The sequence below is a fragment of the Actinomadura macra NBRC 14102 genome (assembly GCF_001552215.1).
In the GTDB taxonomy this organism is placed as follows: domain Bacteria; phylum Actinomycetota; class Actinomycetes; order Streptosporangiales; family Streptosporangiaceae; genus Spirillospora; species Spirillospora macra.
Genome location: NZ_BCQT01000006.1, coordinates 919832 through 932785, shown reverse-complemented (window position 1 = coordinate 932785; position 12954 = coordinate 919832). Strand labels below are relative to the sequence as shown.

Genomic DNA, 12954 nt, shown 5'->3' with positions numbered 1-12954 from the left:
CTCATCGCCTCCGTGCAGCGTGCTCTGCATCTGATGGAGGCGGTGGCGTCGCATCCGAGCGGAGCGCCCGCCAAACAGCTCGCCCGGGAGGCCCGGCTCCCCCTGGCCACGACGTACCACCTGCTGCGCACCCTCGCCCACGAGGGCTACGCCATGCGGCTGTCGGACGGCGTGTGGGTGCTCGGCGACCGCGTCCAGTCCCTGCACGGGCAGAGCAGGATGCAGCAGGTGCTCGCGGCCGTCCGCCCGACCCTGATCGCCCTGCGGGACGAGCTGAACGTCGCGGCCTACTTCAGCCTCCACGTGGACGACGAGATCCAGCTCATCGACGTCGCCGACGGCCCCCGCAGCCCGCGCGTCGACCTGTGGGTCGGGTTCGCCGACGCCGCGCACGCCACCGCGATCGGCAAGTGCGTGCTGAACCAGCTCGACGAGGACCGCCGCCGCGACTACCTGTCCCGGCACCCGCTCGTCGACCTGACCCCGCACACCATCACCGAGCCCCGGCGGCTGCTGGGCTCGCTCAGCACACCCGACGGCCTGTCGCTCGACCGCGAGGAGTACGCCCTCGGCACCGGCTGCGCCGCCGTCCCGGTCGCCGACGGCACCGGCCCCGTGGGCGCGCTCGCCGTCTCCTGCCGCCCGAGCCGGCTGGCCAAGATCGAGGCGTCCGCCCACCACATGCGGGCCACCGCCGCCAAGATCCAGCGCACCCTGACGCTGTGTACATAACAATCCCGGCCCAAGGGTTCGCCTGGCGGCTGTGTTCACCGCAATCCCGGCCCGAGAGGCTCGCCTGGCGGCTCGCCCCTCGACCGTGCTTGGGCGAGCGCTCCATCGCTTCGCGATCTTCCCGGTGGGGCTTGCCTTCGGCTTTGCCCCACCGGTCAGGTAGCGCGCTCGCGTGACGGCTTGGGCCCTAGACCGTGCTGTTGGGTGTGGGTTTCTGGGCTGCGGCGAACAGCGCTAGTCGGTGGGCGGTGGCGGCGGCTTCGCCGCGGTTGGCCACGTCCAGTTTGCCGAGGATGTTGGAGACGTGGACGCTGGCCGTCTTGACGGAGATGAACAGCGCCTCGGCGATGTCGCGGTTGCTGCGCCCGTCCGCGACGAGGCGCAGGACCTCGTACTCGCGGGGGGTCAGGCCGAGCGGGGCCACCGCGTCCGTGCCGGTGCGGCGCGGGCCGCGGGTGCGGCGCCGCAGGTCGTCGATGCGTCCGCCGAGCGGGGCCGCGCCGAGCTCCGCCGCGAGGCCCGCCGCGGTCCGCAACCGGTCGGCCGCCGTGTCGTGGTCGCCGCCCGCGAGCGCGGCCTCGGCGGCGCACGCCAGGGCGTCGGCCCGGTTGAAGGGGTTGCCGAGCGCCTCCCACGCGGCGGCGGCCTCGTCCCATGCCGCCAGGTCGAGGACGCCGCGGGCGCGGGCGGCGGTGGCGACGAACGTCAGGTGCAGGGCGTGCAGCAGCGGGCCGCCCGTCCGCAGCGTCGCGGCGCGCTCGGTGATGGTCTGGAGGTCCTCGGACGCGGCCGCGCCGAGTTCGGCGCAGGCCCGCGCGCCGATCACGAGGACGGGCCAGGTGTAGCGGGCGTCGTCCGGCAGTCCGGCGTGCTCGATCACCTCGCGCGCCGCGGCCAGCGCGTCGTCGTGCCGGCCCTCCGCGAGCGCCAGCCGTGCCTGGAGCCGCAGCGTGGCGAAGTAGTCCTGGGTCTTCAGCCACTTCATCTTGAGGTTCATCACCTCGCGCGCTCCGCCGAGCTGCTTGCGGGCGCCACTCAGGTCACCGCGCGCCAGCGCCACCTCACCGGCCAGGACGAGCAGGGACGTGCGGGTCGTGATGGCGGGTTCCTGCTCCACGGCGTGCGACAGGACGGCCAGGGCCTCGTCCCAGCGGCCGAGGGAGACCAGCGGCTCGGCCTGGTTGATGCAGAGGAACGTGCCCTGGGTGCGGCTGACGCCGTACTTGCGGGCCTTCTCCTTGCCGATCCTCGCGACCTCGGCCGCCTCCTCGTGGCGTCCGGCGCCCTCCAGGAAGTGGGATTTGATCACCGCGTAGCGCAGCGTGACCCGGTGGTTGCCGCTGCGCTGCGCGGCCTCCTCGACCTCGGAGATCCGCACGGGCTGGGTCCCGTAGTCGATGTCGGCGCAGAAGAGCGTCATGAGCGCCTCGGCCTCGGTGACCGGGTCGTCCAGCTTGCGGGCGATGGCCAGCGACTCCTCCGCCGCGGCCCGCGCCTGGTCGATATCGGTGGTGAGCCGAACGTAGGTGGCGAGCGTCGCCAGCACCCGGGCGCGCAGCGCGGTGGGCGGGCCGCCCTCCAGCGCCGACACCGCGGTCCGCAGGTCCTCGACGAAGCCGGGTCGCGCGACCTGGTAGCACATCCGGGCACGCCGCTCCAGCAGAGCCGCCATGCGGTCGCGTGCCCCGTCCTCGTCCGCGGCCTCTCGCTCTGCCTCGATCTCGCGCAGCCCCGCCGTGGCGAGCTTGATCCCGCGGTCGTACTCACCTGCCATGTCCGCGGCGGCCGTGGCGTCCTCCAGGACGCGAACGTGATCGACGCCGATGCGCTCGGCCGCGTCCGGGACCCGGTCCCACAGTTCGAGGACGCGCGACAGCATCGCCAGGCACTCGGCGTAGGCCAGTGCCTTACGGGCGTCGGCGGCGGCGCGCCACGACGCGACGAGCGCCCATGTCGCGTCGTGGGCGGCGAACCAGTGGTGGCTCAGCTCCACCCAGAGCCGGCCGGACGGGACGAGCCCCGGGTTGTTCTCCAGCGCCTCGGCGTACCGCGTGTGCAGGCGCGTGTACTCGCCGGGCAGCAGATCGTCGTGGACGGCCTCGCGGATCAGCGCGTGCCGGAAGGCGTAGCCGTCCCCGTCCACGACCAGGACGTTCGCGGCGACGGCCGGCCGCAGGACGCGGGTCAGCGCGGTGTCGTCGAGCCCGGACACCGCGGCCAGCAGCGCATGCTCGATGCGGGTGCCGCCGCCGCTGGCGTCCCGCAGGACGTCCTGTGTCTCGTCGGGCAGCCGCTGGACGCCCGCGAGCAGCAGGTCGCGCAGGGACTCGGGCAGCTCGCAGGCCAGGGTCCCGTCGTCGTCCAGCAGGGCCTCGACGAACAGCGGGTTGCCCTCGCTGCGCGCCGCGATCCGCTCGACCAGTCCGGGCGGCGGCGCGCTGCCGAGCGCCTGCGCGACGAGCGCCGCGACCTCCGCGCGCGACAGCCGGCACAGTTCCAGCCTCCGGACGCGGTCGGCGCGCTCCAGCGCGCCCAGCAGGGGCCGCAGCGGATGCGTGCGGTGCAGCTCGTCCGTCCGGTACGTCGCGACGACCAGCAGCGGCACGGCGCCCACGTTGCGCACGAGGAAGGCCAGCAGGTCGCGGGTGGAGCGGTCGGCCCAGTGCGCGTCCTCGATCACCAGCACCACGGGGCCGCGCTCGGCCAGCCGCTCCAGCAGCGCCAGCACCACCTCGAACAGCCGGGCGCGCTCCTCCCCGGACGCCGAGTCGCTCTCCGGCTCCCCGAACTCCGGCAGCAGCCGCGCGAGGCCCCCGGTGTCGCCGCGCGGGACGAGCCCGGCGACGCCGTCGATGCCGATGTCGCGGACGAGCCCCCGCAGGACGGTCGTGAAGGGGGCGAACGGCAGGCCGTCCGAGCCGAGCTCCAGGCAGCCGCCGACCAGCAGCCTGGCCCGCGGGCCGCCGGGCCCCGCCAGCCGGGCGGCGAACTCGCGGATCAGGCGCGTCTTGCCCAGGCCCGCCTCGCCCCCGACGAGGATGGCGCCGGGGGCGGCGGCGAGGGCGTTCTCCAGCTCTCCGAGCTCGGCCGACCTGCCGACCAGGACGGGACTCATCGCACGCACGCTCACGCCACAAGCATGCCAAATGGATCGGACAATCCCATCTGAATTTCTCTTCGCACGACATCGCCGGAGCCCGCCACAGTGGCCTGTGGGGTCACGACAGGCGGCGGCGGACCCAGAAGAAGCAGAAGCCCGACAGGCCCGCGGTGAGCAGGGCGAAGACCCCGGTCTCCCTCCACTGGAGGGCCCAGAAGCGGCTGCCCGGGTGGTAGCTGATCTGCTGCCGGTAGCCGAGCCGGGCGATCTCGGTGAAGCACTTGGGATCGGGGCCCGGCGGGGGCTCGGTGGCGCCCGGGGGGGTCGGCGGGGGCTGGCAGGCGGTCACGGCCAGCGAGCGGGGCATCCATGTGACCTTCCGGCCGGCCGAGTCGACCGTGTAGTTGGACAGCGTCCAGGCGCCCGGGTCGGCCACGCTCGCCCCCATCGACACTCCCTCCTCCGACAGCGACAGCTCGCCGACGTTCGCGGGCGTGACCGTGATCTTGGCCTCCTTCGGCGGGATGAGGTACGGCCGGACGAACAGCGGCATGGCGATCTGGACGGCGGCGAAGACGGCGAGGGTGATCGCCATCGCGGGCAGCGTCCGGCGGACGAGGACGCCCACGGTGACGCCGAGTGCGAACGCGAACGCCGCGTAGCCGATCGGCGCGATGCCGCGGGCGTCGAACATCAGCGGCGCCAGGCGCGGCATCCGCTTGCCGGCGGCCTCGTCCAGGGGCTCCGACCACCAGGTCACGGCGAGGCAGGCCAGGCCCGCGGCGACCATGGCGACCGCGCCGACGATGCCGAGCTTGACCGACAGCCAGCGGGTGCGGCTGATGCTCTGGTTCCAGACGAGCCGGTGGGTGCCCGCCTCCAGTTCGCGGGTGATGAGCGGCGCGCCCCAGAAGACGCCGATGACGCCCGGAACGAAGATCACGAGGGAGGTCAGGCCGAAGAAGTAGGCCCGGTGATCGTCGAAGAACCGGGTGGTGAACCGGGTGCAGTCGCCTTGGGCGGTGCAGGTCGCGAGCCCGCTGGAGTAGTCGTCGGACAGCCCCGGGCCGGTGAGCGCCAGCACGGCGGCGAGGGCGGCGAGGGCCCCGGCGGCGACCAGGGCCTGGACGCGGAACTGGCGCAGGGTCAGCCAGATCATCGGAGGGCCTCCAGGGTGGGACGGTCGCTGGTCTTCGGGGTCATGTAGGCGAGGACGAGGTCTTCCAGGCCGACCTGTCCGACCGTCCAGGCGGGATCGTGGATCGCGCCCTCGGAGCGGACGAGCAGGGTGCTCTGGCGGTCGGTGTGGCTGGCGGTGATGATCTGCTGGTCCGCCGGGAGCCGCGCCGGGTCGCGGCGGGGCCCGCTGAGCCGGTGGTGCGAGGCCAGCAGGTCGTCGACGTCCCCGGCGACCTGGACGCGGGACGCCACGAGCACGACGAGGTAGTCGCAGACCCGCTCCAGGTCCGACACCAGGTGCGAGGACAGGATGACGCTCAGTGAATGCTCGGTGACGGCCTCCATGAGCCCGGACAGGAACTCGCGGCGGGCGAGCGGGTCGAGCGCGGCGACGGGCTCGTCCAGGATCAGCAGCTCGGGCCGTTTGGCGATGCCGAGCGTGAGGGCGAGCTGCGCGCGCTGCCCGCCCGACAGCTTCCCGGCCTTGTGCGCCGGATCGAGGCCGAGCCGCGCGATCCGGTCGCGGGCGAGCGCGTCGTCCCAGCCCGGGTTGAGGCGGGCGCCGAGCTTGAGGTGGTCGCCGACGCTCAGCCCCGCGTAGGTGGGGGTCTCCTGGGCGACGAAGCCCACCTTGGCGAGCTGGCCGGGGCCGCTCGCGGGACGGCCGCCGAGGACCTCGATGCTGCCCGCGGACGGCGCGAGCTGCCCGACCGACAGGTTCAGCAGCGTTGTCTTGCCGGCGCCGTTGGGCCCGACGAGCCCGACGACCCGCCCGGCCGGGATCTCCAGCGTGCAGTCCGACAGCGCCCAGCGCTGCCCGTACTTCTTGCCCAGCCCCTGGGCCTTCACGACGGCGGTCACGCTATGTCCTCCTGAGCGCCGGACCGAAAGGTCGTCATGAACAGCGCCTCGATGCTCTCGTCGTCCAGCCCGGCCAGGCGCGCCTTGGCCAGCCAGCGCCGCAGGTCGTGGCGCAGGGGCCCGTGCGCGGCGAGCGAGGCGTCGGCGAGCGTCCGCGTCACGAACGTCCCGACGCCGGGCCGCGCCGCGACGAGCCCCTCGTGCTCCAGCTCCCGGTAGGCCTTCAGGACGGTGTTCGGGTTGATCGCGAGCTGCGCGACCACGTCCTTGACGGTGGGGAGCTGGTCGCCCTCGCGCAGCACGTCGAGCCGCAGGGCGTGCCGGACCTGCCGGACGAGCTGCATGTACGGGGAGACCCCCGAGCCGGCGTCCAGGTGGAACTCGATCACCAGCCACCTCCATTTAACTAGGGTCCTAGTACTTTAAGACTCTAGAGTGGTGGTCTGTCAACAGGAACCGGCCCGCACGGTGGGCGAAGAAGGAGGTCAGGGGAGGAGGAGGCCCCAGTACAGGGCCCAGGGAAGGAACGCGACCCCCGCGGAGAGCAACAGCCCGAGCCGTATCCGCTCGCCGCGCGGGACGGCCGCGCGGTCCCGGCGCCACGCCAGCGCGGTCGCGACCGACGCGGCGACGGCGACGACCGCGAGCGCCTGGAGCGCGAGCCAGGGGAGCGGGCGGCCCGCGACGACGGGCCCGGGGTCCGGCCACCGCCCGGCGGCCATCAGGTAGAAGACGTAGACGAACATGCCGAGCACGGCCGCGGGCCCCGCCCCGGCCAGCCATCGGGCCCAGCGGCTCACCGGGCGCACCGTCCGCCCGCGCAGCCGCCGTACCAGCGCCGTGAGCGGGTAGGCGGTGAACGCGACGGCGAACAGGACGAACGCCGCGAGTTGCGTCCAGCCCGACGCCCACCAGGCCGTCGGCGGGACCGCGACGCTCCCGTACTTCTGGACGGGCGGTTCCTGGAGGACGGGCGGGGCGGCGGGGCCCGGTGACCGCCCGCTCGTCACGTCCCCGACCCACGAGCCGACCAGGTCGGCGTAGCCGGGCGCCAGCGCCGGCCCGCGCGTGAAGCCGCCGTCGGGGCTCTCGTGCGCGCCGTGATCGGCGCCCTGGAAGAAGCGGAACGTGGAGTGGGTGTTGCCGCCCTGCCGCAGGGCCCGCGCGAACAGCGGCGGGTTGTCGCCGGGCGGGGTCTGATGGTCCAGGGTTCCCCAGATGCCGAGCAACGGCTGCCGGACGCGCCGCAGCACGGCCGGGGCGTCGAAGTACGCCTCGGCGAACAGGCCGGCGTCGGCCCCCAGTCGCGCGAAGTTCCGCTTCCCGTGCCCGATGAGCGAACCCGAGACGCCCGCCCGCCGGAGCGCGGACGTCTCGTTCCAGAGTTGCTGGCGCATCGGTGTCATCGCGTTGCCGCCGACGGTGATGACGAACGCGACGTCGGTGGAGCGGGACGCGGCCAGCGGGGCGACCCAGCCGCCCTCGCTGAGCCCCCACAGCCCCACCTTGGCGGGATCCACACCGGGACGGGCGCGCAGTGCACGCAGCCCTCCGAGCGCGTCGTCCGCCAGTTCGGAGAAGGAGCGGCGGAGGTTGGTGTAGCCCACCGACCGCTTGTCGTAGATCAGGACTGCGAGGCCGCGCCGCGCGAACTCGGTGGCCTCGGTGAGCAGGTGCTCGCGTGGCACACCGGCCCCCGACCCGGTGATGAGCACTACGCCTGGCCGGGGCCGATCCGCCTTCGCGGGCGCGAGGACCGTGCCGTGCAGCGTGAGCCCGCCGTACCCCGTGAAGCTCACGTCGGTGGAGGTGAGACCTGGTGGGGCCGGGATCGAGACGGGCGCGGCGGCGCGGGCGGGCGGCACGCCCAGGACCCCGAGGACGATCACCAGCGCGGTGAGGATGGCTGTCTTCATGAGCGGGGACGCTAGTTCACAGAGAACTCTCTGCAAAGGTTTCTCTGCAAAGATACCTCTGCGGTATTAGACTGCTCCCCATGAAGGACGATGCCGAGCCCGTCATCCTCGACGACCCGGGACGGATCAAGGCCCTGAGCCATCCCCTGCGCCGCCAGATCCTGCACCGGCTGCGGGTGCACGGCCCCGCCACGTCCACGACCATCGGCGAGGTGCTCGGCGCCAACACCGGCACGACCAGCTACCACCTGCGCCAGCTGGAGAAGCACGGCTTCATCGAGGAGATCCCCGAACGCTCCGCCGGCCGCGAGCGCTGGTGGCGCCCCGCCGGGCAGCGCGACCTGCGGATGCCCGCTCCGGAGACGCTGGCCCCGCAGGACCGTCCCGTCCTCGCCGAACTGCTGCGCGTCGGGCACGCCGAGGACATGGAGATCCTCGCCCGGCTCCCCGCGGGCTACGAGCGGGAGCCCGCCTGGGCGCGCCTCTCGCGCGGCTTCGCCCACATGACCGAGGAGGGCCTCGCCGAGTTCTTCGAGGACTACATCCGCCTCCTGCACCGGCACTCGCACCGGATCGAGGACGCGCCGCCCGGTGCCCGTGCCGTCTACATCCGCCTCTTCTCGCTCCCCGCCGACGAGACATGACGTCCGGTCCCGTGGTGGCACGGTCTGGCGGCGGCACGGAATCCCGCCCGGACCGTTTTGTGCGGGTGGCGGACTTCGGCGATGCTGGGGACGTGTCAATGGAGACTCTTACCGGCGCCGCCGAGCTGCGCGCGTTCCTGCACGGGCTTCCCGGGGTCGACCAGGTCGGCACGGAGGAGCGGGCGGCGCGGCTCGCGACGCGTTCGATCAAGACGTCGGCGAAGGCCGAGGCCATCGACCTCGCCGTGTCGATGGTGGACCTGACCACCCTGGAGGGCGCGGACACGGCCGGGAAGGTGCGCGCGCTGTGCGCCAAGGCCGCCCACCCCGACCCGTCCGACCCGTCCGTCCCGAAGGTCGCCGCGGTGTGCGTGTACCCCGACATGGTGGGCGTGGCCGTCGCCGCGCTCGCCGGGACGGGCATCGGCGTCGCGAGCGTGGCGACCGCGTTCCCGTCCGGACGGGCCCCGCTGGCGGCCAAGCTCGCCGACACCCGGGCGGCGGTCGAGGCGGGCGCGAGCGAGATCGACATGGTCATCGACCGGGGCGCGTTCCTGTCCGGCGACCTGGTCAAGGTGCACGAGGAGATCGTCGCGGTGAAGGACGCCTGCGGCGGCGCGCACCTGAAGGTGATCCTGGAGACCGGGGAACTCGCCACGCTGGACAACGTGCGGCGCGCGTCGTGGCTGGCGATGCGCGCGGGCGCCGACTTCATCAAGACCTCCACCGGGAAGGTCGCGCCGGCCGCGACGCTGCCGGTCACCCTGGTCATGCTGGAGGCCGTCCGTGACTACCGCGCCGAGACCGGACGGCAGGTCGGCGTCAAACCGGCCGGCGGGATCAAGACAACCAAGGACGCGATCCGGTACCTGGTGCTGGTGAACGAGACCGCCGGGCCGGACTGGCTGACTCCGCGCTGGTTCCGGCTGGGAGCGTCCAGCGTGCTGAACGATCTGCTGATGCAGCGCCGCAAGCTCGCCACCGGGGTGTACGCCGGCCCCGACTACTTCACGCTGGACTGATCATGGTTTTCGAGTACGCGCCCGCCCCCGAGTCCGCGGCGATCGTCGACATCCGGCCGTCCTACGGCCTGTTCATCGGCGGAGAGTTCGGCGACGGGCACGGGGAGCCGTTCAAGTCCGTCAACCCGTCCGACGAGACCGTGCTCGCCGAGATCGCCTGCGCCGACGAGGCGGACGTGGACCGCGCGGTGAAGGCCGCGCGCACCGCGTTCGACACCGTCTGGGGGCCGATGCCGGGAGCCGAGCGCGCCAAGTACCTGTACCGGATCGCGCGGATCGTCCAGGAACGGTCCCGGGAACTGGCGGTGCTGGAGTCGATCGACAACGGCAAGCCCATCCGCGAGTCGCGGGACGTGGACGTGCCGCTCGCCGCCGCGCACTTCTTCTACTACGCCGGGTGGGCCGACAAGCTCGCGTACGCGGGGTTCGGACCCGACCCGCGTCCGGTCGGGGTGGCGGGGCAGGTGATCCCGTGGAACTTCCCGCTGCTGATGCTCGCCTGGAAGATCGCCCCGGCGCTGGCGTGCGGGAACACGGTGGTGCTCAAGCCCGCCGAGACGACGCCGCTGACCGCGCTGCTGTTCGCCGACATCTGCCGCCAGGCCGACCTGCCGCCCGGCGTGGTCAACATCGTCACCGGCGCCGGTGCGACCGGCCGGACGCTGGTCGAGCACCCCGGTGTGGACAAGGTGGCCTTCACCGGCTCCACGGACGTCGGACGCCAGATCGCCCGCTCGGTCGCCGGCACCGCCAAGAGGCTCACGCTGGAACTGGGCGGCAAGGCGGCCAACATCGTGTTCGCCGACGCGGCGCTGGACCAGGCGGTCGAGGGGATCGTCAACGGGATCTTCTTCAACCAGGGCCACGTGTGCTGCGCCGGGTCCCGGCTGCTCGTGCAGGAATCGGTCGCCGGCGACGTCCTGGACCGGCTCAAGACCCGCATGGCCACGCTGCGGGTCGGGGACCCGCTGGACAAGAACACCGACGTCGGCGCGGTCAACTCCGCCGCCCAGCTCCAGAAGATCCAGGAGCTCGCCCAGGCCGGGGAGGACGAGGGCGCCGAACGCTGGTCGCCGCCCTGCGAACTGCCCCCGCAGGGGTTCTGGTTCGCGCCGACGGTGTTCACGAACGTCGCGCAGTCGCACCGGATCGCGCAGGAGGAGATCTTCGGCCCCGTGCTGTCGGTGCTAACGTTCCGCACCCCCGAAGAGGCCGTCACCAAGGCCAACAACACCCCGTACGGGCTGTCGGCGGGGATCTGGACCGAGAAGGGCTCACGGATCCTGTGGACGGCGCAGCGGCTGCGCGCCGGGGTCGTGTGGGCCAACACCTTCAACAAGTTCGATCCCGCCTCCCCGTTCGGCGGCTACAAGGAATCGGGGTTCGGCCGCGAGGGCGGACGCCACGGACTGGAGGCCTACCTCGATGCCTGACCGGTTGAGCGTCCGCAAGACCTACAAGCTGTACATCGGCGGCGCGTTCCCGCGTTCGGAGTCCGGCAGGACCTACCCGGTGAACGACGCCAAGGGGAACTTCGTGGCCAACGCCTCCCAGGCGTCCCGCAAGGACGTGCGGGACGCGGTCGTCGCCGCCCGCACGGCGTTCGGCGGCTGGTCGTCCCGGACGGCCTACAACCGCGGCCAGGTCCTCTACCGCATCGCCGAGATGCTAGAGGGCCGCCGCGCCCAGTTCGTCGACGAACTCCGACTGACGGGCCTGAGCAAGCCCCAGGCCGCCGCGGAGACGGACGCGGCGATCGACCGGTGGGTCTGGTACGCGGGGTGGGCCGACAAGCTCGCCGCCGTCACCGGCGCCGTCAACCCGGTCTCCGGGCCGTTCTTCAACTTCTCCACCCCCGAACCGGCCGGCGTGGTCGCGGTCGTCGCCCCCGACTCGCCGCTGCTCGGCCTGGTCTCGACCGTCGCCCCGGCGATCGTGTCCGGCAACACCGCCGTCGTGGTCGCGTCCGAGCCCGCGCCGCTTCCCGCGGTCACCCTCGCCGAGGTCCTCGCCACATCCGACCTGCCCGGCGGCGTCGTCAACATCCTCACCGGCCGCCGCGCGGAACTGGCGCCCTGGCTCGCATCCCATATGGACGTCAACGCCATCGACCTCACCGGTGCCGCGGACGAGGACGTCCGGGCCCTCCAGGAGGCCGCCGCGGGAAACCTCAAACGCGTCCTGCACACCGCGTCCGGCGACTGGACCGTCACCCCCGGCACCGGCCGCATGACGGCCTTCCTGGAGACCAAGACCGTCTGGCATCCGGTCGGGATCTGAACGATGAAATGACAGAGTGTGTGTAGAGCGTCACCAAGTGTGGAATAGATCTCCCCGTAACTGATCATCACTGGGGGGAGATCAGTGCCTACCAACACCGCATCGCGTACGGCGTCGAGCCGAGGTACGGCTAGTCGTACGAAGAGCACAGCGAACAAGTCCACGGCCGCCAAGAAGCCGGCCACCAAGCGGGCGTCGGCGGCGAGGTCGTCGACGTCCAGGACCACCGCGAGGACGACGGCGGGCCGCTCGACGGCGCGCAAGCCCTCGACGGCGCGCAAGTCGACCACCGCGCGCAAGTCCACCACGGCGAGCAAGCCCGCCGCGAGGCGGACGAGCGCCGCGTCGGGCCGGGCGTCCTCGACGGCCGCGACGCGGGTCACCAAGGCCGCGAGCCAGGCCAAGGCCGCCGCGACGCAGATGAAGTCGGTGGCGACCAAGGCGTCCACGTCGGCCAAGGCCATGACGGCCATGACCAAGGCGATGACGACCGCGACCAAGGCGATGACCGACGCCGCCAAGGCGATGGACTCGGCGGCCAAGGTCATCACGACCACGGCGAAGTCCACCACCGCCCGCGCGGGGAGCAGGTCCACGACAGCGAGGAGCACGAGAGCACGAAGCACGGGCACGCGGAGCACGGGTACGCGGAGCACGGGTACGCGGAAGACCGGCACCCGGAGCACGGCCGCGAGGAGCACCGCTTCGCGCTCGGGCACCAAGGCGTCGACGGCGCGCAAGAGCATGTCGTCCCGCTCATCCACGGCGCGCAGGCCGTCCACGTCGGCCGCGAGCCGGGCGAGGTCCACCGCGTCGAGTCGGGTGGGGTCGGCGAAGTCGGCCACGGCGCGCAAGACGACCTCGTCCAGGGCGAAGCCGTCCACGACGAGGTCGTCGGCGGCCAAACCGAAGACGACCGCCGCGCGCAAGTCCACCACGTCGCGTACCACCGCGACCAGCCGGACCGGCGCGGCCAAGCCACGGGCCACCGCGTCCAGGACGGCGACGGCCCGCTCGTCCACGGCACGCAGGGCACCGGCCCGCCGCGCCACGGCCGCCGCGTCGCCGCCGGGGCCGATGGTCGAGCCGAAGGCGAACGGTGGTTCGCTCCAGCACTCGACGAGCACGGACGGCGGGTTCCTGACCGGCCTGACGAGCGCCGCCGAGCGGGGCCGCTGACCATCGGTGCCGGGCGCGGAGCCCCTGCCCGTTCGCGGGAC

At 72.9% G+C, this 12954-nt stretch carries 11 protein-coding genes; 6 read left to right on the top strand and 5 right to left on the bottom strand.

The window, feature by feature from the left end:
- The first annotated feature begins 12 nt into the window (after positions 1-12).
- Positions 13-732: an IclR family transcriptional regulator gene (locus AMA02S_RS13185; RefSeq protein WP_245667486.1), complete on the top strand. Its 720-nt coding sequence runs from the start codon at positions 13-15 to the stop codon at positions 730-732.
- A gap of 187 nt (positions 733-919) precedes the next feature.
- Here the strand turns inward: AMA02S_RS13185 and AMA02S_RS44665 are convergent, their stop codons facing one another.
- The 5 genes from AMA02S_RS44665 to AMA02S_RS13160 form a co-directional block, all read right to left on the bottom strand.
- Positions 920-3862 (bottom strand): helix-turn-helix transcriptional regulator, encoded by a 2943-nt coding sequence (locus tag AMA02S_RS44665; protein ID WP_281181869.1) that lies wholly within the window; start codon positions 3860-3862, stop codon positions 920-922.
- 88 nt (positions 3863-3950) lie between these two features.
- On the bottom strand, positions 3951-4991 hold the full coding sequence (locus tag AMA02S_RS13175; RefSeq protein ID WP_067456702.1) for an ABC-2 membrane transporter-related protein: 1041 nt from the start codon (positions 4989-4991) through the stop codon (positions 3951-3953).
- Positions 4988-5872 (bottom strand): ABC transporter ATP-binding protein, encoded by an 885-nt coding sequence (locus AMA02S_RS13170; RefSeq protein ID WP_067456699.1) that lies wholly within the window; start codon positions 5870-5872, stop codon positions 4988-4990. The genes AMA02S_RS13175 and AMA02S_RS13170 overlap by 4 nt, the downstream gene beginning before the upstream one ends.
- Positions 5869-6261, bottom strand: a complete 393-nt coding sequence (locus tag AMA02S_RS13165; protein WP_067456695.1) for a GntR family transcriptional regulator — start codon at positions 6259-6261, stop codon at positions 5869-5871. The genes AMA02S_RS13170 and AMA02S_RS13165 overlap by 4 nt, the downstream gene beginning before the upstream one ends.
- A gap of 96 nt (positions 6262-6357) precedes the next feature.
- A complete protein-coding gene (locus AMA02S_RS13160) occupies positions 6358-7788 on the bottom strand; it encodes an alpha/beta hydrolase family protein (RefSeq protein ID WP_218004930.1) in 1431 nt (476 codons plus the stop codon).
- Between the two features lie 80 nt (positions 7789-7868).
- On the opposite strand from AMA02S_RS13160, the gene AMA02S_RS13155 reads away from it, so the two are divergent.
- The 5 genes from AMA02S_RS13155 (at position 7869) to AMA02S_RS40200 (ending at position 12913) form a co-directional block, all read left to right on the top strand.
- Positions 7869-8432, top strand: a complete 564-nt coding sequence (locus AMA02S_RS13155; protein ID WP_067456692.1) for an ArsR/SmtB family transcription factor — start codon at positions 7869-7871, stop codon at positions 8430-8432.
- Positions 8433-8530: 98 nt separating this feature from the next.
- Positions 8531-9454 (top strand): deoxyribose-phosphate aldolase, encoded by a 924-nt coding sequence (gene deoC / locus AMA02S_RS13150; protein ID WP_067456689.1) that lies wholly within the window; start codon positions 8531-8533, stop codon positions 9452-9454.
- 2 nt (positions 9455-9456) lie between these two features.
- Positions 9457-10887 carry an aldehyde dehydrogenase family protein gene (locus tag AMA02S_RS13145; protein WP_067456686.1) on the top strand — a complete coding sequence of 477 codons (1431 nt, stop codon included), beginning with the start codon at positions 9457-9459 and terminating at the stop codon, positions 10885-10887.
- The gene (locus AMA02S_RS40205; RefSeq protein ID WP_084265058.1) at positions 10880-11734 is read left to right on the top strand and encodes an aldehyde dehydrogenase family protein; all 855 of its coding nucleotides are present in this window, start codon (positions 10880-10882) and stop codon (positions 11732-11734) included. The genes AMA02S_RS13145 and AMA02S_RS40205 overlap by 8 nt, the downstream gene beginning before the upstream one ends.
- Before the next feature lie 84 nt (positions 11735-11818).
- Positions 11819-12913: a hypothetical protein gene (locus AMA02S_RS40200; RefSeq protein ID WP_084265057.1), complete on the top strand. Its 1095-nt coding sequence runs from the start codon at positions 11819-11821 to the stop codon at positions 12911-12913.
- Positions 12914-12954: the final 41 nt, after the last annotated feature.

Bases quoted from the DNA above. Each gene is read 5' to 3' on its own strand.
- AMA02S_RS40205 (WP_084265058.1), top strand. From the start codon at position 10,880: ATGCCTGACCGGTTGAGCGTCCGCAAGACCTACAAGCTGTACATCGGC.
- AMA02S_RS13160 (WP_218004930.1), bottom strand. From the start codon at position 7,788: ATGAAGACAGCCATCCTCACCGCGCTGGTGATCGTCCTCGGGGTCCTG.
- AMA02S_RS13155 (WP_067456692.1), top strand. From the start codon at position 7,869: ATGAAGGACGATGCCGAGCCCGTCATCCTCGACGACCCGGGACGGATC.
- AMA02S_RS13145 (WP_067456686.1), top strand. From the start codon at position 9,457: ATGGTTTTCGAGTACGCGCCCGCCCCCGAGTCCGCGGCGATCGTCGAC.
- deoC (WP_067456689.1), top strand. From the start codon at position 8,531: ATGGAGACTCTTACCGGCGCCGCCGAGCTGCGCGCGTTCCTGCACGGG.
- AMA02S_RS13175 (WP_067456702.1), bottom strand. From the start codon at position 4,991: ATGATCTGGCTGACCCTGCGCCAGTTCCGCGTCCAGGCCCTGGTCGCC.